23 protein-coding genes are annotated in these 23,171 nt (G+C 71.1%); 14 read left to right on the top strand and 9 right to left on the bottom strand.

Features of this window, described 5'->3' with window-relative positions; all coding sequences use genetic code 11:
* Position 1 precedes the first annotated feature (1 nt).
* On the bottom strand, positions 2 to 478 hold the full coding sequence (locus AC3B5L_RS15815; RefSeq protein WP_490095963.1) for a DoxX family protein: 477 nt from the start codon (positions 476 to 478) through the stop codon (positions 2 to 4).
* Positions 475 to 924 (bottom strand): DM13 domain-containing protein, encoded by a 450-nt coding sequence (locus tag AC3B5L_RS15810; protein ID WP_268777002.1) that lies wholly within the window; start codon positions 922 to 924, stop codon positions 475 to 477. Before AC3B5L_RS15810 ends, AC3B5L_RS15815 begins: the two co-directional genes overlap by 4 nt.
* 157 nt (positions 925 to 1,081) lie before the next feature.
* Here AC3B5L_RS15810 and AC3B5L_RS15805 point away from each other — a divergent pair, with 157 nt between their 5' ends.
* The 5 genes from AC3B5L_RS15805 to AC3B5L_RS15785 all read left to right on the top strand — a co-directional run bounded on the left by AC3B5L_RS15805 (position 1,082) and on the right by AC3B5L_RS15785 (position 6,564).
* Entirely contained in the window at positions 1,082 to 1,777 is a 696-nt protein-coding gene (locus AC3B5L_RS15805; RefSeq protein ID WP_259953889.1) for a response regulator transcription factor, read from the top strand.
* Positions 1,777 to 2,934: a sensor histidine kinase gene (locus AC3B5L_RS15800; protein WP_187662579.1), complete on the top strand. Its 1,158-nt coding sequence runs from the start codon at positions 1,777 to 1,779 to the stop codon at positions 2,932 to 2,934. The genes AC3B5L_RS15805 and AC3B5L_RS15800 overlap by 1 nt, the downstream gene beginning before the upstream one ends.
* Positions 2,935 to 2,979: 45 nt before the next feature.
* On the top strand, positions 2,980 to 4,965 hold the full coding sequence (locus AC3B5L_RS15795; protein WP_259953892.1) for a M13 family metallopeptidase: 1,986 nt from the start codon (positions 2,980 to 2,982) through the stop codon (positions 4,963 to 4,965).
* Between the two features lie 112 nt (positions 4,966 to 5,077).
* A complete protein-coding gene (locus AC3B5L_RS15790; RefSeq protein ID WP_187662577.1) occupies positions 5,078 to 6,043 on the top strand; it encodes a serine hydrolase in 966 nt (321 codons plus the stop codon).
* A gap of 122 nt (positions 6,044 to 6,165) precedes the next feature.
* On the top strand, positions 6,166 to 6,564 hold the full coding sequence (locus tag AC3B5L_RS15785) for a hypothetical protein (protein WP_268777007.1): 399 nt from the start codon (positions 6,166 to 6,168) through the stop codon (positions 6,562 to 6,564).
* Between the two features lie 87 nt (positions 6,565 to 6,651).
* Here AC3B5L_RS15785 and AC3B5L_RS15780 read toward each other — a convergent pair whose 3' ends face one another.
* The gene (locus AC3B5L_RS15780; protein WP_366237026.1) at positions 6,652 to 8,094 is read right to left on the bottom strand and encodes an MFS transporter; all 1,443 of its coding nucleotides are present in this window, start codon (positions 8,092 to 8,094) and stop codon (positions 6,652 to 6,654) included.
* A 55-nt stretch (positions 8,095 to 8,149) separates the two neighbouring features.
* Between AC3B5L_RS15780 and AC3B5L_RS15775 the strand changes: the two genes are divergently transcribed.
* Positions 8,150 to 8,770 carry a hypothetical protein gene (locus AC3B5L_RS15775; protein WP_490095962.1) on the top strand — a complete coding sequence of 207 codons (621 nt, stop codon included), beginning with the start codon at positions 8,150 to 8,152 and terminating at the stop codon, positions 8,768 to 8,770.
* A 48-nt stretch (positions 8,771 to 8,818) separates the two neighbouring features.
* On the top strand, positions 8,819 to 9,508 hold the full coding sequence (locus AC3B5L_RS15770) for a GNAT family N-acetyltransferase (RefSeq protein WP_259953894.1): 690 nt from the start codon (positions 8,819 to 8,821) through the stop codon (positions 9,506 to 9,508).
* 15 nt (positions 9,509 to 9,523) lie between these two features.
* Here AC3B5L_RS15770 and AC3B5L_RS15765 read toward each other — a convergent pair whose 3' ends face one another.
* Complete coding sequence (locus AC3B5L_RS15765) at positions 9,524 to 10,993, bottom strand: peptide MFS transporter (protein WP_259953895.1); 1,470 nt, start codon at positions 10,991 to 10,993, stop codon at positions 9,524 to 9,526.
* Between the two features lie 116 nt (positions 10,994 to 11,109).
* Between AC3B5L_RS15765 and AC3B5L_RS15760 the strand changes: the two genes are divergently transcribed.
* The 3 genes from AC3B5L_RS15760 (at position 11,110) to AC3B5L_RS15750 (ending at position 15,180) form a co-directional block, all read left to right on the top strand.
* Positions 11,110 to 12,495, top strand: coding sequence for a glycine--tRNA ligase (locus tag AC3B5L_RS15760; RefSeq protein WP_187662571.1), 1,386 nt, complete (start codon positions 11,110 to 11,112; stop codon positions 12,493 to 12,495).
* Position 12,496: 1 nt separating this feature from the next.
* On the top strand, positions 12,497 to 13,228 hold the full coding sequence (locus AC3B5L_RS15755) for a hypothetical protein (protein WP_259953897.1): 732 nt from the start codon (positions 12,497 to 12,499) through the stop codon (positions 13,226 to 13,228).
* A gap of 272 nt (positions 13,229 to 13,500) precedes the next feature.
* Positions 13,501 to 15,180 carry an ABC-F family ATP-binding cassette domain-containing protein gene (locus tag AC3B5L_RS15750; RefSeq protein WP_268777009.1) on the top strand — a complete coding sequence of 560 codons (1,680 nt, stop codon included), beginning with the start codon at positions 13,501 to 13,503 and terminating at the stop codon, positions 15,178 to 15,180.
* A gap of 91 nt (positions 15,181 to 15,271) precedes the next feature.
* On the opposite strand, the gene AC3B5L_RS15745 is transcribed toward AC3B5L_RS15750, so the two are convergent.
* From AC3B5L_RS15745 to AC3B5L_RS15730, 4 genes are all read right to left on the bottom strand, one after another.
* Entirely contained in the window at positions 15,272 to 15,697 is a 426-nt protein-coding gene (locus AC3B5L_RS15745) for a DUF1801 domain-containing protein (RefSeq protein ID WP_363446330.1), read from the bottom strand.
* A complete protein-coding gene (locus tag AC3B5L_RS15740) occupies positions 15,697 to 16,305 on the bottom strand; it encodes an HhH-GPD-type base excision DNA repair protein (protein ID WP_370428999.1) in 609 nt (202 codons plus the stop codon). Before AC3B5L_RS15740 ends, AC3B5L_RS15745 begins: the two co-directional genes overlap by 1 nt.
* An 18-nt stretch (positions 16,306 to 16,323) precedes the next feature.
* Positions 16,324 to 17,076, bottom strand: a complete 753-nt coding sequence (locus AC3B5L_RS15735) for a class I SAM-dependent methyltransferase (RefSeq protein ID WP_370429000.1) — start codon at positions 17,074 to 17,076, stop codon at positions 16,324 to 16,326.
* Between the two features lie 174 nt (positions 17,077 to 17,250).
* On the bottom strand, positions 17,251 to 18,567 hold the full coding sequence (locus AC3B5L_RS15730) for a glutamyl-tRNA reductase (RefSeq protein ID WP_370429001.1): 1,317 nt from the start codon (positions 18,565 to 18,567) through the stop codon (positions 17,251 to 17,253).
* Positions 18,568 to 18,639: 72 nt separating this feature from the next.
* Between AC3B5L_RS15730 and hemE the strand changes: the two genes are divergently transcribed.
* Positions 18,640 to 19,662, top strand: coding sequence for a uroporphyrinogen decarboxylase (gene hemE / locus AC3B5L_RS15725; RefSeq protein WP_187662565.1), 1,023 nt, complete (start codon positions 18,640 to 18,642; stop codon positions 19,660 to 19,662).
* A gap of 51 nt (positions 19,663 to 19,713) precedes the next feature.
* On the opposite strand, the gene AC3B5L_RS15720 is transcribed toward hemE, so the two are convergent.
* A complete protein-coding gene (locus AC3B5L_RS15720) occupies positions 19,714 to 20,607 on the bottom strand; it encodes an NAD(P)H-binding protein (protein WP_292797845.1) in 894 nt (297 codons plus the stop codon).
* A gap of 66 nt (positions 20,608 to 20,673) precedes the next feature.
* Between AC3B5L_RS15720 and AC3B5L_RS15715 the strand changes: the two genes are divergently transcribed.
* The 3 genes from AC3B5L_RS15715 (at position 20,674) to AC3B5L_RS15705 (ending at position 23,170) form a co-directional block, all read left to right on the top strand.
* On the top strand, positions 20,674 to 20,985 hold the full coding sequence (locus tag AC3B5L_RS15715; RefSeq protein ID WP_060921528.1) for a metalloregulator ArsR/SmtB family transcription factor: 312 nt from the start codon (positions 20,674 to 20,676) through the stop codon (positions 20,983 to 20,985).
* 92 nt (positions 20,986 to 21,077) lie between these two features.
* A complete protein-coding gene (locus AC3B5L_RS15710; RefSeq protein WP_490095961.1) occupies positions 21,078 to 22,586 on the top strand; it encodes a protoporphyrinogen/coproporphyrinogen oxidase in 1,509 nt (502 codons plus the stop codon).
* A gap of 170 nt (positions 22,587 to 22,756) precedes the next feature.
* Positions 22,757 to 23,170: a hypothetical protein gene (locus tag AC3B5L_RS15705; RefSeq protein ID WP_259954394.1), complete on the top strand. Its 414-nt coding sequence runs from the start codon at positions 22,757 to 22,759 to the stop codon at positions 23,168 to 23,170.
* Position 23,171 lies beyond the last annotated feature (1 nt).

Raw genomic sequence — 23,171 nt, 5'->3', positions numbered from 1 at the left:
CTCAGCCCTCCGGTCCCTCCACCGGACGCGCCCGCCGCGCCTGCATCCAGCCGTCCACCCCGAATCGTCCGGCGGTGACGATCAGCAGCACCGTCGCGGACAGCACCAGCATCACCGGGTACTGCGCGATCAACTGATCCGCGCTCCAGTAGAGCGCCAGGGTCCCGGCCGAGACGAAGGCGACCGTTCGGGTGAGCGCACCCGCGACGAGGAGGATGCCGAGGCCCACCTCCAGCGCCGGGATCACCGCCCCGAAGAACGGAGACGCCGAGGCCATCGCCGCGCCGAGCGGATCGAAGAACGCCGGCACCCTCGTGTTCCCCTGCGCGCTCTGCGCCACGAGCTCGATGTCAGCGGCCCCGAAGCCCGCCCGGTACTTGAGGACACCCTCGATGAGCCACAGGACCCCGACCGCGACCCGGGCGGCCGCCCCCAGCAGCGAGCCGATCACGAAGCGAGCGGATCGTGGCGCGGTCATGACAGCTCGGCTGCCCCGAAGACGGCCTTCGCCTTGTCGCAGTAGATGACGACGTGCGAGTACTCCCCGGCCTTCACTCCGTCCAGAGCGAAGGTCTGCGTGGCGGTGTCGTACGAGACCGCGTCGACGAGCATGCCGGCGGCGATCGCGGCTTCATCGGTGCCGTCCGCGAGGTACACGTGCAGATCGGGCCCCTCGTCCGAGGAGAACTCCGTCAGCATCACTTCGCCGTCGGAGACCGAGACGGTGCCGGCCACCTTCTTGCCGTTCAGGCCGGCGAACTCCCCGGTCCTGGCGGCGGTGTCCGTGCTCGCCGAGCTCTTGGTGGTGCTCTGGGAGGAGGAGGACGACGGCGCGGAGGAAGCGCCGGAGTCCTGGGGACTGCAGGCGGCGAGGGCGAGGGCGAGCCCGAGGGCGGCGGTCGTGGCGAGAAGGGTCTTGCGCATGAGGATCTCCTGTCCGGTGCGGGAAGAGCCCGCCCGGCGAATGCCGGACGGACGTGCTGCACAGCACGCTAGGAAGCACCGGAGCAGGACGGGGAAGACATTTCGGAACTGTAAGGATCCGCCGACCGCCGTGGCCGCGGGAGCTACCCTCGACCGCATGGAAGGCGTCGTCACAGTCGCGGTCGTGGAGGACGACCCCACGGTGCGCGAGGCCGTGGGGGAGTATCTGCGTACGCACGGCTATGCGGTCTCGAGCTTCGGCGACGGTGTCTCGGCACGAACGGCGCTGCGGGAGACCGTGCCCGATGTCGTGATCGTCGACCGCATGCTGCCGGGCATCAGCGGCGATGAGCTCTGTCGTGAGCTGCGCGCCGCGTCCGATGTCCCGATCATGATGCTAACCGCCCTCGGGGAGGTGGAGGACCGTATCGACGGCTTCGCGTTCGGTGTCGACGACTACCTGGCCAAGCCGTTCTCGATGCGGGAGCTGTCCCTGCGGATCGCGGCCCTCGTCCGCCGCTCGCACGCCGCGCAGGCCGCGTCCGGGGAGCTCAGGGCCGGCGCCTTCGCGATCGATCTGCTCCGGCGGCGCGCGTGGGTGCGCGGAGACGAGATCGCCCTGACGAGCAGGGAGTACGAACTGCTGGTCTTCCTCGTGCGCAATGACGACCGTGCGCTGGGGCGCGACGAGATCCTCCGCGAGGTCTGGGGATGGACCGTCGGCGATCTGTCGACGGTGACGGTCCACGTCAGGCGCCTGCGGGAGAAGGTCGAGGAGGATCCGCAGGACCCGCGCCATCTGCTCACCGAATGGGGCGTCGGCTACCGTTTCGTGGCGAGAGGGGACGGCTGATGACGATGCCCTCCGGTGCGGTCGTCCTGCAGATCGTCGTCACGAGCCTGCTGGTGGCGATCGTCGTCGCCCTCACCGCCGTACTTCTCCTGCGAGCCCTTCGGCGTCGCGGACTCCGCGCACAGCTGATGGTCGTGGCGAGTGCGGGCACGGTCGCGATGGCGGGGGCCGTGGTGGCGATCGCACTCGAGATGTACCTCTCCGCCCACGACCTGACGATCCTCCTCACCGTGATCGCGGTCTCGCTCGTGCTCGGCCTGGGCATGGCGTGGTGCATGGCGCGGACGGTGCGCGCCTGGGTCGAGGGGTTCTCGGTGTCGCTGGGCAGGATCGGTCGGACGGACGACGCGGTGGTGGACGCGGCGGCCTCTCGGGAGCTCGCCGGCCTCTCGACACAGCTCGCGGTGGTCTCGGCCGAGGTGGATGCGGCGAGGGCCGAGCTGGTGCGGCTGGACTCCGCCCGTCGGCGCTTCTTCGCCTGGATCTCGCACGACCTGCGCACCCCACTCACCGCGGTCCGTGTGCTCGCCGAGGCGGTGGAGGACGGCGTTGCGGTCGCTCCGGAGCGGTTCGCCGGTCAGGTGCGGGGACAGGTGGAGACGATGAGCCGGATGGTCGACGATCTCTTCGAGCTGTCCCGCCTCACGTCCGGCGCGGTGCAACTGCAGACCGAGCAGGTGGTCCTGTGGGATGTCGTCTCCGATGCGGTGGCCGACGTCGCGGCCGCCGCGGCGAAGCGCGACCTCCGCATCGTCGAGCGCGGGATCGCCGGTCCGGTGCTCTGGGCCGATCCCCATCAGCTCGGCAGGATCGTGGTGAACCTGCTCACGAACGCCGTCCGGCACGCCCCTCCGGGCACGGAGATCGTGCTGTCCGCGACGATGGTCGACCGGGACCGACTCGTCCTGGGGGTGCTGGATCAAGGGGCCGGTGTGGCGGTGGAGGACCTGGATCGGATGTTCGACGTCGGCTGGCGCGAGGACACGGCGCGAGCGACGGCCGGCGACGAGGACGGGGTCGCGTCGGGTGCCGGGCTCGGGCTGTCCATCGCCAGAGGCCTCGCGCGTGCGCACGGCGGTGACGTCTTCGCCGAGCGCACCGCCGCCGGGTTCCGCATGAACGTCTCGCTCCCCGTGGGGGCCCCTGGGCATCCGTGACGCCGTCTGGACACCGTGGGGGACCCCGGCCATAGGCTGGAGCGCATGACCGATGTGCTTCCCGCGGGCCTCGCGCTCGACGACCTCAGCCCCGACATCCGCCCGCAGGACGATCTCTACCGTCACGTGAACGGCGCCTGGATCGCTCGCACCGAGATCCCCGGAGACAAGGCGCGCTGGGGCTCCTTCCATCTGCTGGCCGAGCAGGCCGAGAAGGATGTGCGCGCGATCGTCGAGGAGTCGCAGGAGGCGGAGGAGGGGACTCTCGCCCGCAAGATCGGCGACCTCTTCGCGAGCTTCATGGACACCGATCGCATCGCCGCCGCCGGTGTGACCCCGCTGGCCGAGACGTTCGCCGAGATCGACGCGATCGACGGCATCCCGGCCTTCCTGCGCACCGTGGGGACCTACGACCGGGAGGGCCGGGCGGCGGTGATCGGCCTCTACGTCGACGGCGACCCCGGGAACCCGGAGCGCTACCTCCCGGTGCTCGTGCAGGCCGGACTCTCGCTGCCGGACGAGAGCTACTTCCGTCTCGACACCTTCGCAGAGACCCGCGCGGCGTACCGGGAGCACCTCGAGCGCCTGCTCGCTCTCGCCGGTGTCGCCGATGCCGCCGCGCAGGCCGAGCGCTCCATCGCCCTGGAGACCGAGCTCGCCGGGCACCACTGGGACAACGTGCGCAGCCGTGACGCGGTGGCGACCTACAACCTCAAGACGTGGGACGAGCTCCAGGCCCTCGCCGGCGTCGACCTCACCCCGTGGCGCGAGGCCGTGACGCCGACGAACCCGCGGGCGTTCGACGAGGTCGTCGTCGCGCAGCCGAGCTTCTTCGAAGGGCTGGGCGGCCTGCTCACTCCCGAGCGTCTGGACGACTGGAAGGCCTGGCTGCGTGCGAAGGTCGTGCACGCGGCGGCGCCCTACCTCACCGACGACCTCGTGCAGGAGAACTTCTCGTTCTACGGCACCCAGCTCACCGGCGTCCCCACGATCCGCGAGCGCTGGAAGCGGGGCGTGTCGGTCACCGAGGGGGCGCTCGGCGAGGCGATCGGCAAGGTCTACGTCGAGCGGCACTACCCGCCGACGGCGAAGGCCGCCATGGACGAGCTCGTCGCGAACCTCGTCGAGGCGTACCGGCAGAGCATCGAGACGCTGGAGTGGATGACCGCCGAGACCCGGCAGCGTGCGCTCGCGAAGCTGGACGCCTTCACGCCGAAGATCGGGCACCCGGAGGTGTGGCGGGACTACTCGGCCCTCGTGATCGACCCGGCCGACCTCCTCGGCAACGTGCGCCGCGCGGCGATCTTCGAGCACGACCGCAATATCGACAAGGTCGGGAAGCCGATCGACCGCACCGAGTGGCACATGCCGCCGCAGATGGTGAACGCCTACTACAACCCCTCGATGAACGAGATCGTGTTCCCCGCGGCCATCCTCCAGTACCCCTTCTTCGACGCGGGGCGCGACGCGGCGGCGAACTACGGCGGGATCGGCGCGGTCATCGGGCATGAGATCGGCCATGGCTTCGACGACCAGGGCAGCCGGTACGACGGCGAGGGGCGCCTGCAGGACTGGTGGACCGATGCCGACCGCGCCGCCTTCGAGGAGCGCACGAAAGAGCTCATCGCCCAGTACGACGCCCTCGTGCCGGAGGGGCTGGACGCCGAGCATCACGTGAACGGCGCCCTCACCATCGGCGAGAACATCGGCGATCTGGGCGGGCTCGGCATCGCGCTGAAGGCGTATGAGCTGTCCCTGCGCGCCGATCCCGCGGTCCCTGAGCCCGTCGAAGGCCCGGTCATCGACGGCTACACAGGTGTGCAGCGGCTGCTCCTGTCGTGGGCGCAGGTCTGGCAGCAGAAGAGCCGGGACGCCGAGACGCTGCGTCTGCTGACCATCGACCCGCACTCGCCCAACGAGTTCCGGTGCAACCAGATCGTCCGCAACATCGACGCGTTCTACGAGGCCTTCGGGGTCACCGAGAAGGACGCCCTGTGGCTTCCGGAGTCTTCCCGGGTGACCATCTGGTGACGAACCTCCGCACTCTGTGAGACGCGCCCCGGCGGTGGGGTTACGATAGCCCTGCCGCCGGGGCGCCCCTTCCCGGAAGCGCAGTATCCCTCCCCCTCCTGAAGGACCACGCGTGGGTGCGACCGACCCTGGTGACGCGTTCCGGAACGCCTCGGCTCCCGGAGCGTCCGGGAGCGCGCCCGAGTCGGCCAGCGGTCGCCGTTCGCAGCGGCCGGGAGCCCGCCGGCTGCCGCGCCGCGTGGCCGTCGGTCGGCGGTCGTTCACCTCGACGCTGAAGGCTCTCGAAGGCCTGGCGAACGCCGGGGCACAGGTGTCGGTGCACGTGGTCGACCTCGACTCCCATGTGCACGTGCTGGCGGGGGACGACCACGTCACGATGCCCGTCGCGGGGCTCGGCGTGGTCCCCCTGCTCATCGAGGTGGCGGCGGCGTTCGAGTCCGGCGCCCTCGACCCTCTCGAGATCGTCGAGCGCTCGAGCGTCGAAGCCGTGGAGAGCTCCGGCCTGTGGCGGCATCTGCGGGCACCGGCGCTGCCGCTGGAGGATCTCGCCGTGCTGGCCGCCACCGCCGGAGATCCGATCGCCGTGAACATCCTGCTGCAGAAGGTGGGGCATGACCGGGTGCGGGAGCGCATCGAGGAACTGGGTCTGCGGCGCACCGCCCTGCTCGACCGGTTCCGCGACCGCCGCGGTCCGGACGACGCCCCGCAGGTCGCCGTGGGATCGGCGCGCGAGCTCGCGGGTCTGTTCTCCGCGCTCGTCAACTCCCAGGTGGTGGATGCCGCGGTCAGCGCCCAGGTGTCGGAGTGGCTCAGCCTCAACCAGGACCTCAGTCTCGTGGCCGCCTCGACGGGGCTCGACCCCTTCGCCCACGAGCACGATGCCCACGGCCTGCTGTTCGTGAACAAGACCGGCCGCGATCGGGGGGTGCGCGCCGAGGCCGGTGTGCTCGCGGGGCCGCGGGCCGGTGTCGCCTACTCGATGATCGTGTGCTTCGACGACCTCTCGATCAGCCACCGCCTCCGTGCGCACGACGCCTTCCGCGTGCTCGGGGTCGAGCTCATGGAGTACACGCACTGACTCCGCACGCCTGTCCCCGCGCGTAAACGCAGGCATCCGCGCGGCATCAGGCTTCTGGAACGGTAGTGAGCCTGGTCTCGCGCGAGCGCCTGATCGAGAGCAGGGGTGGCTAGCATCGGGGGATGCCTCACGCCTGGACTCCGCACCGCCGCGACGACGGGGAGCTGCTCGGCTGGATCCATCCGGAGGGCGCGGACTGGGTCGCCGTCGACGTGCTCGGACGCAGGGTCTCCACCCCCGGCGAGTGGCTGGACGCGGAGGCCGCGCTGGAGGAGCACGGCATCGCGTGGCTCGCCGATCCGTGGATGCTCGAGGGCGAGGGGGACCGCCCGCTCCGGGTGCGCATCCTCGAAGTGACACCAAACGAAGAAGGGGTTCCGGGGCGCATCGTCGTGAAGGTCGACGACTTCGGCGACATGACCCGACCCGCGACCGCACGGTTCACCCTGCCGTGGCCGCTCCCCGGCCGCCTCCGGCCACCGCGCGCCGACGACCCGGACCCTCGCACGATCTCCCGCTGAGACCCGGCGCCGCGTCGCAGATCCGCCGCACGTCGCACGTTCTGCGGCAATCCCTGCGACCCCGACGCGAATCTGCGACGGGCCGAGTCAGCCGGGGAGCGAGGGGTGCTGCTCCGTGGCACGGCGCCGCGGAATGAACAGCGACAGGATCACGGCCACGATGCCGGCGGCGATGGCGAGCCAGAAGCACACCTCGAACGCCGTCCGCGTCGGCACGGCCACGCCTCCGACGTCGACGCTCATCGCCGCGAGCACCCCGCCCATCACGGCCGAGGCCGTCGAGGTGCCCACGGAGCGGAACAGCGCGTTGAGCCCGTTCGACGCCCCGGTCTCGTTCGCGGGCACGGAGCGCATGATGATCATGGGCATCGCGGCGAAGGTGAACCCGATGCCGACGCCGATGAAGATGTTGGCGACGAAGATGTGCCACACCTCGGTCGACCACAGCAGCACGAAGACGTAGGCGAGCACGATCGCGATGGCGCCGACGGTGAAGAGCGGACGCGGCCCCACGGTGCGCTCCAGCCATCCGGACAGCGGCGAGATCACCATCATGACCAGACCCGCCGGCATGATGACGAGCGAGGCGGCCACCATGTCGAGCCCGAACCCGGCGCCGCCCACCGCCGGCATCTCCAGCATCTGCGGGAAGGTGACGTTGGAGGCGAACAGGGCGAAGCCCATGCCGATCGCGGCGATGTTCGTGAAGAGGACGGCGGGCCGAGCGGCGACCCGCAGGTCGAGCAGCGGATCCTTCGCGCGGAGCTGATACCAGCCCCACAGCAGCAGGACCGCGACGCCGCCGATCACGCAGACGAGGGTGAGCGGTGCCGTCCAGCCCCACTCGGCGCCGCGCGACACGAACAGCAGCAGGCCCGTGAGGCCGATCGCGAGTCCGATGGCCCCGAGCACGTCGAGGCGGCCGGGGGAGCGGAGCACGTCCTCCGGCACCACGGCGAGCACGAGGAGCAGCCCGAGGACTCCGAGGGCGGCGGCGAGCCAGAACAGCATGTGCCAGTCGGCGTTCTCGGCGAGCAGTGCGGCGACGGGCATGCCGATCGCCCCGCCGACGCCCATGGTCGCGCTCATCAGGGCCACCGCGGTGCCGAGGCGCTCAGGCGGCAGCACGTCGCGCATGATGGCGATGCCGAGGGGGACGACGCCGGTCACGGCCCCCTGGAGGGCGCGGCCGATGATCACGCCGACGATCGATCCGGAGAGCGCGGCGATGACCGAGCCCACGATGAGGATCGCGAGGAGCACGATGACGACGCGGCGCTTGCCGTACATGTCGCCGAGACGGCCGGAGATGGGGGTCGCGACGGCGGCCACGAGCAGGGTGATCGTGACCACCCAGGTGGTGTCCTCGCGGGAGGAGTTCAGCAGCTGCGGCAGCTCGGCCTGCAGCGGCACGACGAGGGTGAACATGAACGACGAGCACAGGCCCGCGAACGCGAGCACGGCGATGACCGCCCACCGCGGAGGGGTACGGGAGAGGCGTTTCCTGGCTCTGTCGTCGTTCGCACCCACCGGCTCAGGCTATCGGCGTTCCCGGAGGGGAGGGCCGATGTGGTTGCATGGCCGGATGACCGACGACTCCGCGCCCGTGCAGCACCCCGCCGACTCCGCGTACCACCGCCGGCTCCCGATCGGGGAGGTGCTCGACGCCTCGGCGCTCGCGGAAGGCCTGCCCTGGGCGTTCGAGAGCGTCACGATGCGACCGCTGGAGCCGATGCTCGTGCCGGAGGAACCCCGAGCCGGCGAGCAGGACCCGGCCGAGTGCGGCCACTGCGGTCCGAGCGTGCACACCATCTGGCAGGACGACCTCTGGCAGGTGCGTGCCGGGTGGGACGTCGGCGGCCTGCCGTTCATCGGCGGGGTCGCGCCGCGTGAGCACTGGCTCCTCGAGAACGCCCCGCAGGAGGTGCTCGCCGCTCTCGGACCGCTGATGCAGCGCGTGTCGGAGGCGGTCAAGAGCATCCCCGGCGTCGCCCGCTGTCACTTCGGCCGCTGGAATGACGGCTCCGCGCACATGCACATGTGGGCGCTGGGCCGTCCGGCCGGCATGATGCAGGGACGCGGCGCGGTGCTCGCGTTCTGGGACGGGATCCTGCCGCCGCTGCCGGCGGAGATGGCCGAGGACCACCTCCGCATCGTCGCGGAGGCGCTCGCCGCGGGCGGGGGACAGGCCTTTCCGCACCGGTGACCCGGGGTCGGTTTCCGCGAACGGGCGGAGGAGGGGCAGACTGGGATCGTGCGAACCATCCGCGATCTCGACACCGTTGAACTCATCCTCGACGCCCAGAGCCTGCTCGACTCCATCCGGGGTCCGCAGCGCGTGGTGGACGCCGGGACCCTGCGCGCCCTGCAGCAGTCGGGCAACTACGTCGTCGGCTTCTTCGACGGCGAGGGCGACGAGGAGCGCATGGTCGGCGCCTCGATCGCCTTCTTCGGCGAACCGGCCCGCCGTGCCATGCACTCGCACATCACGGCCCTGCTGCCCGAGTACCGAGGGCGCGGATGGGGGCGGGAGCTCAAGGAGCACCAGCGGCAGTGGGCCTTCTCCCGCGAGGTCGGCCGCATCACGTGGACCTTCGACCCGCTGGTCGCCCGCAACGCGCACTTCTTCCTCACCGTCCTCGGCGCCCGCGCCACGGGCTACTCGGTGAACCGCTACGGCATCTTCGGCGGCGGCGATGCGGGCGACGAGAGCGACCGCCTCGACGTCGAATGGGCCCTCGCGGACATCGCCAAGCCCCCGGCGGACGATGCGGTCGTCGAGACGCTGGAGATCCCGGACGACATCGAGGGCATGCGGGAGTCCGACCCCGCGGCCGCGCACGAGTGGCGGCTGCGCCTGCGCGCGCAGATGGAGGGCCTGCTCGGCAGCGGTCTCACGATCGGCGGCTTCGAGGCCGGTCGGGGCTACCTCTTCACCGCGTGATCGGCGGCGCGGCCGTCACCGCACGCCGCGCATGAGCCGCAGCACCGGCTTCACGCTCAGCAGCAGTCCGATGCCGACGAGGATCGCGATGCCGCCGAGGATCGAGAAGTACGGCACCTCGTTCCCCGGATCGTAGAACTTCACGAGCTCGCCCGAGATGGCGGTGCCGAGGGCGATGGACAGGAAGAACAGTGCGACCATCTGCGTGTGGAAGACGGCCGGGGCGAGCTTCGTCGTCACCGACAGCCCGACCGGCGAGAGCAGCAGCTCGGCGACGGTGAACACGAACAGGATGCCGACGATCGCGAGTAGCGGCGTCGAGTTCGCACCGCCGCCGGAGAACGGCAGGAACAGCAGGAACGCGGAGCCCATGATGATGGCGGCCAGTCCGAACTTGACCGGGGTCGACGGCTGACGCTTCCCCAGCTTCGTCCAGATCGCCGCGAAGACCCCGGACAGGATGATGATGAACACCGGGTTGATGGACTGCACCCACGACACCGGCATCTCCCACCCGAACAGGTCGCGGTCGAGCCGCTTGTCGGAGTAGATCGTCAGCACCGTGAACTGCTGCTGGTACAGCGACCAGAACGCGACGCTCGTGAGGAACAGCGGCAGGAACCCCCAGACCCGCGAGCGCTCGGTGGCGTCGATGCGGCGACTGCCGAGGATCACCGCGAAGTAGGCGACCGCGGCGACCACGGTGACCCCGATCACGATCGTGGCGAGGTTGTCGGCCTGGATGACCCCGGTCAGCACGAGCACCGCGATCACGACGACCGCACCGACCGCGATGCCGGCGACCAGCGGGTAGCGCGTGCGGGGGAGCGGGTTCGGCACCTCGCGCGAGGAGGCGGGCAGGCCGCGGCGGCCGAACGAGTACTGCACGAGACCCAGCGTCATGCCGAGGGCGGCGAGGCCGAACCCCCAGTGGAAGCCGAGGGTCGACTGGAGCAGCCCGGTGAGGATCGGTCCGAGGAAGGCGCCGAGGTTGATGCCGAGGTAGAACAGCGAGAACCCGGCGTCGCGTCGTTCGTCGTCTGGACGGTACAGCGTCCCCACGACCGACGTGGCGTTCGCCTTCAGGCCTCCCGAGCCCAGGGCCACGAGCACGAGTCCGACCCCGACGCCGACGAACCCCGGGAGGAGCGCGAGGGCGAGGTGGCCCGAGACGATGACGATGGCGCTGACGAACAGCACCCGCTCGGAGCCGAAGAGCCGGTCGGCGAGCCACGCCCCGAGGATGGTGGACAGGTACACGGAGCCGCCGTACGCGCCGACGATCCCGCCCGCCACCGCCTCCGGAAGCCCGAGGCCGCCGTCGGTCACCGAAAAGTACAGGTAGATGAGCAGGATGCCCTGCATGCCGTAGAAGCTGAACCGCTCCCACATCTCCACGCCGAAGATGTGCACGAGCGACCACGGCTGCCCGAAGAAGCGGGTGTCCTCGTCGCGGGAGGCGGGCGGGTGCGCGGTGGTGCTCATGCGTGGGACGGTACTCCTCCCGCGGGTCCCGCGGCCAGGGGTTGCGCTCCGGCCCCGGATAGACTGGGGGTGCCCGTGCTCACGGGCATTCTCCGCATCCGACCATTGGAGCCACCGTGGCCGAACAGTCCCGTCTTGACAAGGTCATCGCCCTCGCCCGCCACCGCGGGTTCGTGTTCCAGGCGGGTGAGATCTACGGCGGTTCCCGGTCGGCCTGGGACTACGGACCCCTCGGCACGGAGCTGAAGGAGAACATCCGCCGCCAGTGGTGGCAGACCTTCGTGCGCGGTCGCGGTGACATGGTCGGCCTCGACTCCAGCATCATCCTGCCGAAGCGCGTGTGGGAGGCCTCCGGCCACGTCGCGACCTTCACCGACCCGCTGGTCGAGTGCCTGCAGTGCCACAAGCGCTTCCGTGCCGACAACCTCATCGAGGACTTCGAGGCGCGCAAGGGGCGGAAGGCCGAGAACGGTCTGGCCGACATCCCCTGCCCGAACTGCGGCACCAAGGGGCAGTACACCGAGCCGAAGGCCTTCTCCGGTCTGGTGAAGACGTACCTCGGCGTCGTCGATGACGAGTCCGGCCTCTACTATCTGCGCCCCGAGACCGCGCAGGGCATCTTCGTGAACTTCGCGAACGTGCTCACCGCGAGCCGCAAGAAGCCGCCGTTCGGCATCGGCCAGGTCGGCAAGGCGTTCCGCAACGAGATCACCCCCGGCAACTTCATCTTCCGCACCCGCGAGTTCGAGCAGATGGAGATCGAGTTCTTCACGCCGCCCGCCGAGGCGCCGCAGTGGTTCGACCACTGGGTCGAGGCGTGCTGGAACTGGTTCATCGACCTCGGCATCGACCCGGAGAACATGCGGCAGTTCGACGTGCCGGAGGAGGACCGCGCGCACTACTCGGCCGGCACCATCGACGTCGAGTACCGCTTCGGCTTCGCCGGCAAGGAGTGGGGCGAGCTCATGGGCGTCGCCAACCGCACCGACTACGACCTCTCCAGCCACAGCGAGGCCTCCGGCCAGAGCCTGACGTACTTCGACCAGGCCACGGGCGAGCGCTACACCCCGTACGTGATCGAGCCCTCGTTCGGACTCACCCGCGCGATGATGGCCTTCCTCGTCGACGCGTACGTCGAGGAGCAGGTGCCCAACGCCAAGGGCGGCACCGACACGCGCACCGTGCTCAAGCTCGACCCGCGCCTGGCTCCGGTCAAGGCCGCCGTGCTCCCGCTGTCGCGCAACGAGAAGCTGTCGCCGCTCGCCCGCGAGGTGGCCGACACGCTGCGCGGCTCGTGGGCCGTGGACTTCGACGACGCCGGTGCGATCGGCCGGCGCTACCGCCGCCAGGACGAGATCGGCACGCCGTTCTGCGTCACGGTCGACTTCGACTCACTCGACGACCGCGCCGTGACGGTGCGCGACCGGGACACGATGGCACAGGAGCGCGTCCCGATCGACGAGCTGCACGCCTACCTGGCGGAGCGCCTCCGCGGCGCCTGACATGACGGCACCGGGGGGAGCCGACGCGCGGGTGGAATCCTCGCCCGTGCGTCCGGTCGCGGCCATCGTGCTCGGCGCGCTCGCCGTGTCGTGGATGATCCTCACGGTGCTCGACCTGCGCGAGAACGACGGCGCAGGCCCGATCATCGCGATGTTCGGCATCCCGGCGCTCGCGGCGGCGGTCATCATCCAGATCGTGATGGCGCGGCTGGGGGAGCGCAAGCGGGTGCCGAAGGCCGTGTTCTGGTGGGTGCTCGCGGTGCTGCCGCTGGGGACCCTTGCGGGCTTCGTCGTCGCGATCCTCCGCGACCCGGACTACTTCATCGCGGACGAAGGCCCCTGGATGCTGATCTGGGTGCCGATCTTCATCGTCGTGGGGCTGCTGCTCGGCGCCCTCGTCTGGTTCTTCTTCGTGTTCCCCCTCGTGTCGCTCGTGACGGTGATCCGCTTGATCGCCCGCGGGGAGGCGAAGCCCGGCGCCCTCATCATGCCGATCGTGCTGCTGAGCCTCGGGGTGCTGAGCATCGTGGGCGGACTCTCGATCGACACGGACAGCAGCGGCCGCGCGTCGTGGGGATCGATCATCGCCGCGTTCCTCGGTCTTCCCGGGAACTACGAGGTGATCTGGGAGCCCGGACTCTGGATCGTCCGCGGCATCGTCCTCGCGATCATCCTCCTCTTCGCCGTCCCCGCCGCCCACGCCCGCCTCTCCTCCCGCCTCCGCTCCCGCTGAGCCCCCGGGTTCCCGCCGAGACCCCGGGCTGCGTGTGGGGGTAGGTCGGGGTCTCGCCGAGAAAGCGGGGTCTGGCGGGCGCGGAGTGACCCTGCTATGGTCGCTCCTCGTGGGTACTCTGATTCGCTAGATCGGGACGCCGCGTCGAGAGCTCTTCTCCGCGGTGGGTCCTGAGCGACCCGCACCCGAGCAGGGTGCGGTCGAGGTTCCTGTTCCCCGCGTCATCGACGCAGATCCCGGCGGTGCGCGTGCGCCGCCGGAGAGGACCCCTCATGTTCCCTGTACCCTCGCCCCCTTCCGACACTCCGGCCCGCGTTCATCGCGAGTGCGCGCTGCAGGCCGCCTCCGTCCGGTTCGCCGACCGTCTCGTGCTGAACCGCATCGATCTCGCCGTCGGACCCGCCGACCGCCTCGCCGTCATCGGCGACAACGGCGCCGGGAAGTCGACGCTGCTCGATCTGCTCGCCGGTGTTCTCGCACCGACATCCGGGGAGGTGCGGCTCGACCTCCCCGGCGGGATCGCTCATGCCCGGCAGAACCCCGTGTTCGCGGATGGAGCGACGATGGCCGATGCCATCGACGATCTCCTCGGCGACCTCCGCGTGCTGGAGCGCGACCTCGGCCACGCGTACGAGCTCCTCGCCGCCGGGGGCTCCGCCGAGCGTGCGCAGCAGATGGCCGCTGTGGCCCTGTTGCAGGACCGTTTCGAGTCCCGCGAGGGATACGACGTCGACCGTCGCATCGACACCGCCCTGGAACAGCTCGGGCTGGGCGGAGTGGACCGCGCGCGACCGGTGGCCGCGCTGTCGGGCGGAGAGCGGGCGCGGCTCGCTCTCGCGGTCGCCCTCTCTTCCGGAGCCGAGATGCTGCTCCTCGACGAGCCCACGAACGACCTCGACGATCGGGCGCTGACCTGGCTCGAGGACCGTCTCGCGGCGCACCGCGGAGCGCTGGTGGTCGTGACCCACGACCGCGACTTCCTGGACCGTTTCGCGACGGCTGTCGTGCAGGTGGAGGACGGTCGGATCCGCCGCTACGGCGATGGTTACGCCGGGTTCCTGCGAGCGCGCGAGGCCGAGAGACGTGCGGCGGTCGCGCGCCACGAGGAGTGGAAGGCCGAGGTCGCCCGGGCCGAGTCGCTGCTCGCCGCCAACGCGTTCCGGCTGCAGGCGATCCCGCGGAAGCTCGAGCTCGACGGCTTCGGTCATGGCGCGTTCCGGGCGCGGAGCCGCGACCACGGTGCCGTCGGACGCATCCGCATGGCGAAGGAGAGGTTGTCGCGGCTGCGGGAGAACCCGTGCCCGGCGCCGCCCGAGCCCCTGCGGTTCGTGGTCGCAGCAGAGGATCGGGCACCGCTCGACGACCCACTCCTGACCCTCGATGCCGTCTCGTTCCGTGAACCGGGACGACGGCTCGACGTGTCGCAGTGGACGATCGAGGCCGGTTCGCGGTGGCTCGTGACCGGGCCGAACGGCGCCGGGAAGACGACGCTCCTCCGCCTCCTCGTCGGCGAGCTGATCCCCGCGTCCGGGACGATCCGCCACGCGGACGGGCTGCGGATCGCGTTCCTCCGGCAGGAGGTCGATACCCGTTTGCGAGGCACGGCCATCGAGGTCTTCGCGGCGCCGACGGGGACGCCGCCGGCGGATGCGCACGACGCTCTCCTGGCTCATGGACTCTTCCGCGGGCCGGAGGCGGACCGCGACGTGCGGACACTCTCGGTCGGGCAGCGTCGCCGGCTGGATCTCGCGGTCGCCCTGGCGTCGCGGTTCGACCTGCTGCTGCTCGATGAGCCGACGAACCATCTCGACCCCGAGCTCGTGGAGCAGCTCGAGGACGCCCTCGTCGATCACCCCGCCGCCGTCGTCACAGTGACGCACGACCGCCGGTGGCGGCGTCACGCGGAGCACGCGCGGCGCGTGCAGGTCGAGGAGGGGGTGGCCACCACCTGAGACCCCGCCCTCCCGCCGAGACCCCGGGCCCCACACGTCCCCACCCCGGGGTCTCGGCGGGAACCCGGGGTCTCGGCGACAGGAGGGGGAGTTACGACGTGATCGTCAGGTGCATACGCGCGTCGCCGCCGGACTCGACCCAGGCGCGCGAACGCTCGAGGATCCCGCGCAGCACGTCGAGGTCGACCTGGTCGAGGTCCTTGATGTAAAGGCAGCCCACCCCTGTCGTGTGCGGGCCGAGCGCGCCGAGAGCCTCCGCGTGGGCGTCCACGCCGTCGAGGAGGTAGATCGTCGTCGCGGCCTTCCGGGGGGCGAAGCTCAGAATGCCGCTGTCGCCCTCCGTCCCGGTGGGGTAGCGGTAGTGGCAGGAGCCGAACCCGATGATCGAGCCCCAGGTCTGCGGTTCGCGTCCGGAGATGTCCCGCAGGAGAGCGGTCAGCGTCTCCGCGTCACGGCGACGCACGGCCGGGGAGGAACGGGCGATCAGCCCGGCGACGTCGTCCCCGGTCGGCTGCACTACGTCGCCGCCTTCGCCGCGGCCTTCATCGCCTTCTTGTACTCGCGCACCTTCGTCAGCGACTCCGGCGACACGATGTCGGCGACGCTGCGGTACGAACCGTCCTCGCCGTAGGGAGCGGAGGCCTCCCGCCAGCCCTCGCCGGTGAACCCGTACTGCTTGCCGAGGAGGGCGAGGAAGATCTTCGCCTTCTGCTCACCGAAGCCGGGAAGAGCCTTGAGTCTCTTGAGCACCTCGGCGCCGCTCGGTTGGGTCCCTGAGCCTGTCGACGGGCCTGAGCCTGTCGACGGGCGCGTCCAGAGGGCGGCGGCGTCCCCGTCCCAGTCGTCGACGAGCGCCTGGCACAGGGTCTGCACCCGCGTCGCCATGGATCCGGGGAACCGGTGCACGGCGGGGGTCTGCCGGAAGGCCTCCAGGAACTCCTCCGGTGCCATGCCCGCGATCGCCGCGGCATCCGCGGCGCCGGTGCGCTGCTCGATCTTGAGCGGACCGGAGAACGCGGTCTCCATGGGGATCTGCTGGTCCAGCAGCATGCCGATCAGCAGAGCCGTCGGATTCTCGGTCAGCAGGGCGTCGGCGGCGGTGTCTCCGGTGATGTGAAGGGCCATGCCTCCCATCCTCTCTCACTACGGGGCGGCGGATTCGCAGATGCAGAGCTGGGTCGAGGAGCCCGCCCCGAAGAGGCTGCCGTCCCAGCCGCCGAAGCGCTTGACCAGTCGGAGTCCGGCATGCGCAAGGAGCACCGGCAGTTCCTGGGGGAAGATGCTCCGCACCTCGATGGACACCGTCTGGAAGTCGGGCTCGGAGTCCGTCGAGAAGTACCAGGTGCCGCGCGTCACCTGTGCGGCGGCATCATAGGCGTCCGCGACGTCGACGCGGACGTCGCCGCGGTCGGGATCGGCGAATGTCGTGCGCGGGCGCCGGACGCCGTCGGCGTCAGCCAGGAGCCGCACGTCGGGATGGAAGACGTCGAAAGCGAACCGTCCGCCGGGCGCGAGGTGCCGCCGTGCCGCGCGGAAGCACTGCACGATGTCGTCAGCCTCGTGCAGGTGCAGCAGAGCGTTGCCCGCGATGAAGATGAGGTCGAACTCGTCGCCCAGGTCGAGGTCGCGCATGTCGCCGTGCTGCCACTCGACAGACACACCGCGCTCCTCAGCCTTCTGACGTGCCACAGCCAGCATGTCGAGCGACAGGTCGAGTCCGACGCTCGGGTGCCCGTCGGCCGCGATCGGGATCAGCTTCTGACCGGTTCCGCATCCGAGCTCGAGCACGCGACCGCCCACGCTGTCGGCTTCGGCACGGTAGAAGTCCACGGCTGCCTCGCTCGTCGGAAACAGGAGGTCGTACAGCCTCGCGTCCGAGTACAGATCCTGGGTCATTCGCGCCTCCTCGTGCCCCACGCTCTCACAGCGCGGATCCTCGCGCAGCCCATGGCTCCCGCCCTCTGGTCCATCAGCATGTCGACGCGCAGCACACGGCTCTCGTTCCGCAGCGTCGGCGGCGGTGTCTCCGGTGATGTGGAGGGCCGCGCCTCCCATCTCGCCCACACGGGATCAGGCTGTGGCGGCGTCTTCGACCGTGTCCGCGGCAGGGGCGATCCCGTACAGCGTCGCGAGCGCGGCGGCGAACTCGTCCGCGCGACCGGCGGCGGCGAGCTCATGAGCCCGCACGGTCGGCGTGTGCAGCAGCACGCCGGAGAGGTGCCGGAGGGCCTGCTCGACCTTGCCGTCCTCGTCGCCGCGGGCGCGCGCACGGTCGATCTCGCGCTCCAGCAGCTCGAAGATGTGCGACCGGAACGCGACGACCGACGGGGTCACGCTCTGGCGGGCACCGACGACGTGGAAGGTCTCCGCAGCCTCGCGGACGACGCTCCGGGCGGCGTCCGTCGCCTGCAGCTCCTCGAGCGGGGCGTGCAGGCGGATGGTCTCCAGGTCCAGCAGCGCGACGCCCTCCAGTGCGGCCACGGCAGGGTCGACGTTGCGCGGCATGCCGAGGTCGACCACCAGCCGGCTCGGGACCCCGGTGGTGCCGCTGGTCGCGCTGACGGGGCAGCCCGCGGCCGCGAGGCCGACCGGGAGCTGCAGGTGCTCCGGGCCGAGCACGGGCTCGGTCGCGGTGGTGCAGGTGATCAGCAGCGTGGAGTGCGCCGCCGTGCGGGCATACTCCTCGGCCGGCACCGGGCGGATGTCGTGCTTGGCCGCGAAGATCTCGGCGCGGCCCGAGGGGGAGTAGACGGAGATGTCGACGGCGCCGCGCTCGCGCAGAGTCGCGAGGGTGACGGCGGCGTAGGCTCCGGTGCCGACCAGCAGCACGCGCTCGGCGGACCAGTCGGCGATGCGGCTGTCGGCGAGTTCCAGTGCGAGACGCACGAGAGATCGACCGGCGCGGCCGAGGGCGGTGACGTTCTTGACCTTGCGCTGCGCCTGGCTCGCGCGCTGGAACAGGCGCTCGAGCTCGGGGGAGGTGGTGCCGTCCTTGCGGGCGGACTTCAGGGCACGCCGCACCTGGCCGGCGATCTCGCCCTCGCCGGAGACGACGGACTCGAGACCGGAGGCCACGGAGAAGAGGTGCTCGGCGACGCGGCGACCGGAATGCACGGCGTAGGCACCGTCGAGGTCGGCGGCGGGAATGCCGGTCGCGGACTCGACGGCCTCGATCACGGCTTCGACGCCGATGGCGCCGGCCGCGGTCACGGGCTCGTCCATTTCCACGTACGCCTCGAAGCGGTTGCACGTCGCCAGGACCACGGCACCCTGCACGCACGGCGCCATGCCCACGATGGTGGGAGCGACGTCGTCGGGGGTGCGGCTCAGGCGTTCGAGCAGTTCGAAGGAGGCGGTCTTGTGACTCGCCGTCACACACAGCAGCACCCTTCAATTGTACCCGAGCGTACGGAGCCGGGACTCGGCGGCTCCCTAGGCGCCGGATGGGAGGATGGGGGCATGGCACTCTCCGACGCCCCGCTGCTGCGCGCCCTCACCGGCGACCGCCCCGCCACCGCTCCGGTCTGGTTCATGCGCCAGGCGGGCCGATCCCTGCCCGAGTACCGGGAGCTGCGGGTCGGCACGCGCATGCTCGACGCCTGCCTCACCCCCGACCTCGCCGCCGAGATCACCCTCCAGCCCGTGCGACGGCACGGCGTCGACGCGGCGGTGTTCTTCAGCGACATCGTCATCCCGCTGCGTCTCGCCGGCGTGGACGTGGAGATCGAGCCCGGCCGCGGCCCGGTCTTCGCGAACCCGGTGCGGACGCTGGCCGACGTCGACCGCATCACGGCGATCGATCCGGACAGCCTCGACGGCAGCGCGATCGCGGAAGCCGTCGGCATCGTCGCCGCCGAGCTCGGCGACACCCCGGTCATCGGCTTCGCGGGAGCCCCCTTCACGCTCGCGGCGTATCTCGTCGAGGGCGGTCCGTCCAAGGAGCACCTGCGTGCGCGCGGCATGATGCACGCGGAGCCCGAGGCCTGGCACCGTCTCGCGGGCTGGCTGGCGCAGATCTCGCGGCGGTTCCTGGAGACGCAGCGCGATGCCGGCGCCGCGGTCGTGCAGCTCTTCGACAGCTGGGCGGGTTCCCTCAGCCCCGCCGACTACCGCACCTTCGTGGCGCCGCACTCACGGACCGCTCTGGACGGCATCGGCGTCCCGACGATCCACTTCGGCGTCGGCACCGGCCCCTTCCTCGGCGACATGCGGCTGGACGGCATCGCCGACGGCGTGGGGGTCGACTGGCGGCTGCCCCTCGACGAGGCCGCCGCGATCCTCGGCCCCGACGTCTCGGTGCAGGGGAACATCGACCCCGCGTTCCTCGGCGCGCCGTGGCCGGTGCTCGAGGCGCATGTCCGCGACGTGCTCGAACGCGGTCGCGCGGCCCGCGGGCACATCCTCAACCTCGGCCATGGTGTGCCCCCGGAGACCGACCCCGACCAGCTCACCCGTATCGTCGAGCTGGTGCACGCCGGCTGACCTCCGTTCGAATCGCCTGCTTTGCGGCATCTGCGGCCCAGATGCAGCCGTTCAGGCGATTCGAAGCGCCCGCACCAGCCGCAGATCCGAAAGACCGAAGCGCCCGGTGGGCAGCGCCGCGCGGATGCGGTCGTCGTCGAACGGCCGCGACGGACGGATCCCCTCCGGCGGCTCCGGCGCCCACGGTGCCGGCTCGCTGACGCCCTCCGCGAGCATCCGCGCCTGCGCCTTCGCGACCAGGGGCACGACCATGGTCCACTCGGTGAGCTGCGCGAGCACCCGCACGACCCAGGCCGGAACGGGGAGGAACGCGGGACGACGTCCGGCGACGCGGGCGATCCGGCGGATGGCCTCCCCGAGCGTGACCTCGTCCGCCCCCATCACGGCGACCGTCGGCTCCGGGATGCGGCCCTCGAGCGCGGCCACCAGCACGTCCGCGGCATCCTCGACGGGGACCGGGCGGGCGGTGCGTTCGCGGTAGCCGACCGTCCAGAAGAAGGGGAGGGTGCGGACGGCACGGGTCACATGGTCGACCATGTGATCGCCGGGGCCGTAGATCATCCCGGACTTCAGGATCGTGTGCGGGAGCCCGGAGCCGCGGATGATCTCCTCGGCCTCCCACTTCGACTCGTGGTAAGCGGAGCCGCAGTCGGGCCGGGCGCGGAGGAAGCTCACCATGACGAGCCGCCGGACGCCGGCGCGGCGAGCGGCCTCGACGACGGCGGCCGTGCCCTCGACGTGCACGCGGCGGAAGGTCTGGTCGCCGATCTCCCGGTTGATCCCGGCGCAGTGGGCGACGGCGTCGCATCCGGCGAAGGCGGCGGTCAGCGCGTCGACGTCGGTGATGTCCGTGCCGGAGCGTCGGGAGATCGCCACGGGCTCCTCCAGGCGATCGGCGAGGGCGCGGCCGACGAATCCACTGCCTCCGGTGATGGCGACCTTCATGGTGTTCTCCTTCGCTAATTAGCTATCTGGCGAAACTGTATCTAGCGAAGGTGCTATATTGCAAGCATGGCCGACAGCGCATCCGACATCTTCGCGGCGCTCGCCCATCCCACCCGGAGGCAGATCCTGCAGGACCTCAAGGAGGGGGAGCTCGCGGCCGGGGAGATCGCGTCCCGCTTCTCCGCGAGCGGCCCGACCATCTCCCGGCACCTGAGCGTGCTGCGGCAGGCAGGCCTCGTCTCCGAACGTCGCGATGCCAACCGCATCTTCTACTCGCTCGTCGGTGAACGCCTCGCCCTCTCCGTCGGCGACTTCCTCTCCACGGTCTGTCCCGAGCAGATCGTCCTCCGCGAGGTGCGCAAGCGCGGTCGGGCCTGACCTCCGTTCGGATCGCGCACCTGGCGGCATCCGCGGCGATTATCCGGCCAATCGGGCGATTCGAAGCGCAGGGGCGGTGAAAGGATGGAGGCATGAGCCCCGAGCACCCCGCACCCGCTGAACCGGCCGACCTGGCGGCCCGTGCCGCACGGAAGCACGTCGTCGTGGTGGGCGGCGGCGTCGGCGGACTCGTGGCCGCGCGGGAGTGCGCGAAGGTCGGCATGCAGGTCACGCTGCTCGAAGGGTCCGAGTCCCTGGGTGGCGTGATCCGCAGAGTCGCGCTGGACGGTGTCGTCGTCGACGCGGGCGCGGAGAGCTACGCGACGAAGGGCGGGCACGTCCGGGCTCTCGTGAACGACCTCGGTCTCTCCGACCGCGTCGTGACGCCGCAGGCGGGAGGCGCGTGGCTCGCCGGACTCCCCGGCGGCGGCGCGGCTCCGCTTCCGGCCGGCGGCATCCTCGGCATCCCCGGCAACCCCTTCCAGGACGACGTCCGCCGCATCATCGGCTGGTCGGGCGCCTGGCGGGCCTATCTCGACCGCGTGCGCCCGCCGCTCACGATCGGGCATCAGCTCAGCCTCGGACGCCTCGTCGCCTCGCGCATGGGGGAGAAGGTGCGCGACCGCCTCGTCGCCCCCGTCACCACGGGTGTCTACTCCGCTTCCCCGGACGACGTGGACATCGACGTCGCCGCCCCCGGACTCAACGCCGCCCTGACCCGCGTCGGATCCCTCTCCGGGGCGGTCCTGGCGCTCCGCGGTGAGGCGGCGTCGCGCGGTGCGAAGACTCCGGGTGCCGCGGTCGAGGGGCTCGTCGGCGGGATGAGCGTGCTCGTCGACGCCCTCGCGGCCGACCTCGATGAACTCGGTGCGACCGTGCGCACCCGCGTCCGAGTCCGCCGCCTCGCGACCGACGGCACCACCTGGCGCGTCGTCGTCGAGGAGCCCGCCGCGGAGAAGCCGATCGAGGGCGAGGAGGCGACGCAGGAGGAGGAACTCGTCGCCGACGCGGTGATCGTCGCGACCTCCGAGCACGGGGCGCGGGAGCTGCTCGCGGGCGTCGTTCCCGCCCTCGCGGCCGCCGACGCGGCACCGGCCCCCGAGATCGAGATCATCAGTCTGCTGCTCGACGCGCCCGCGCTGCGCACCCCGCCCCGGGGCACCGGCGTGCTCACGGTGCCGCACAGCCACACGGCGAAGGCACTCACGCATTCCACGGCGAAGTGGTCCTGGGTGCGGGCGGCCGCCGGCGACCGGGAGGTCGTCCGCGTCTCGTTCGGTGCCCAGGGGGAGCCGGCGGCGACGGCGGCGCTGGACGACGAGGCCGCGGTCGACCTCGCCCGCCGGGAGGCCTCGGCCCTCCTGGGGGTTCCCCTGACGGCCGACCAGGTCGTGGCAGGCCACCGGGGGCGCTTCGTGCAGGCGCAGCCGGCATCGATCATCGGGTCGGGAGAGCGGCGCGCGGCGGCGCGTCAGGCCGTGCAGGCGGTTCCCGGTCTGGCCGCGGTGGGGGCCTGGCTGGCCGGCACCGGGCTCGCGCAGGTCGTGCCGGACGCCGCGGAGGAAGCCGAGCGCCTGCGTCGCGCCCTCCTCTGGGACTGAGTGCGCGCGGGGCGTACGCGAGTGCGCTCCGGGGCTCCGTGTCAACCCTCTCATCGATTGATGCCGAAATCGGCATACGGCGTTACGCTGGGTACCTGATCGCGGCGGAGACGCGGGCGATCGGGCGTCCCCCGGGACGGACCACAGCCGGAACAACGTGAGGAGACCCCATGAAGGGGAAGATCGGACTCGTCGTCGGACTCGGCGTCGGCTATGTGCTCGGCACCCGCGCAGGACGCGAGCGTTACGAGCAGATCAAGACGCAGTGGCTGAAGGTCTGGAACACGGACCCGGTGCAGGAGCGCGTCGACAAGGTCAAGGGCTTCGTCGGCGACAAGGCCGCCGCGGTTCCCGGCGCGGTCTGGACCGGCGCCGTCAAGATCGTCAAGTCGGTCAAGGGCGACGGCACGCCCGGCCAGAAGCTCGACGCGGTCATCGCCTCCGGCAAGGACGCCGCGGAAGAGATCTCGGACGCCGCGGAGGACGCGGTCGACGAGGTCAAGGAGCGCGCGGCCGAGGCCCAGAAGCCCGCGGCGTCGAAGCCCGCCGCGAGCAAGCCCACCCCGCGGAAGTCCGACGACTGAC

It is taken from the genome of Microbacterium sp. C-MGS6 (genome assembly GCF_058140415.1).
The sequence above is the reverse complement of the archived record's forward strand: the minus strand, read 5'-3'. Positions and strand labels throughout refer to the sequence as shown.

Coding starts and splice junctions, on each gene's coding strand:
- AC3B5L_RS15815 (WP_490095963.1), bottom strand. CDS start 478: ATGACCGCGCCACGATCCGCTCGCTTCGTGATCGGCTCGCTGCTGGGG.
- AC3B5L_RS15810 (WP_268777002.1), bottom strand. CDS start 924: ATGCGCAAGACCCTTCTCGCCACGACCGCCGCCCTCGGGCTCGCCCTC.
- AC3B5L_RS15805 (WP_259953889.1), top strand. CDS start 1,082: ATGGAAGGCGTCGTCACAGTCGCGGTCGTGGAGGACGACCCCACGGTG.
- AC3B5L_RS15800 (WP_187662579.1), top strand. CDS start 1,777: ATGACGATGCCCTCCGGTGCGGTCGTCCTGCAGATCGTCGTCACGAGC.
- AC3B5L_RS15795 (WP_259953892.1), top strand. CDS start 2,980: ATGACCGATGTGCTTCCCGCGGGCCTCGCGCTCGACGACCTCAGCCCC.
- AC3B5L_RS15785 (WP_268777007.1), top strand. CDS start 6,166: ATGCCTCACGCCTGGACTCCGCACCGCCGCGACGACGGGGAGCTGCTC.
- AC3B5L_RS15775 (WP_490095962.1), top strand. CDS start 8,150: ATGACCGACGACTCCGCGCCCGTGCAGCACCCCGCCGACTCCGCGTAC.
- AC3B5L_RS15765 (WP_259953895.1), bottom strand. CDS start 10,993: ATGAGCACCACCGCGCACCCGCCCGCCTCCCGCGACGAGGACACCCGC.
- AC3B5L_RS15755 (WP_259953897.1), top strand. CDS start 12,497: ATGACGGCACCGGGGGGAGCCGACGCGCGGGTGGAATCCTCGCCCGTG.
- AC3B5L_RS15750 (WP_268777009.1), top strand. CDS start 13,501: ATGTTCCCTGTACCCTCGCCCCCTTCCGACACTCCGGCCCGCGTTCAT.
- AC3B5L_RS15740 (WP_370428999.1), bottom strand. CDS start 16,305: ATGGCCCTTCACATCACCGGAGACACCGCCGCCGACGCCCTGCTGACC.
- AC3B5L_RS15735 (WP_370429000.1), bottom strand. CDS start 17,076: ATGACCCAGGATCTGTACTCGGACGCGAGGCTGTACGACCTCCTGTTT.
- hemE (WP_187662565.1), top strand. CDS start 18,640: ATGGCACTCTCCGACGCCCCGCTGCTGCGCGCCCTCACCGGCGACCGC.
- AC3B5L_RS15720 (WP_292797845.1), bottom strand. CDS start 20,607: ATGAAGGTCGCCATCACCGGAGGCAGTGGATTCGTCGGCCGCGCCCTC.
- AC3B5L_RS15715 (WP_060921528.1), top strand. CDS start 20,674: ATGGCCGACAGCGCATCCGACATCTTCGCGGCGCTCGCCCATCCCACC.
- AC3B5L_RS15710 (WP_490095961.1), top strand. CDS start 21,078: ATGAGCCCCGAGCACCCCGCACCCGCTGAACCGGCCGACCTGGCGGCC.
- AC3B5L_RS15705 (WP_259954394.1), top strand. CDS start 22,757: ATGAAGGGGAAGATCGGACTCGTCGTCGGACTCGGCGTCGGCTATGTG.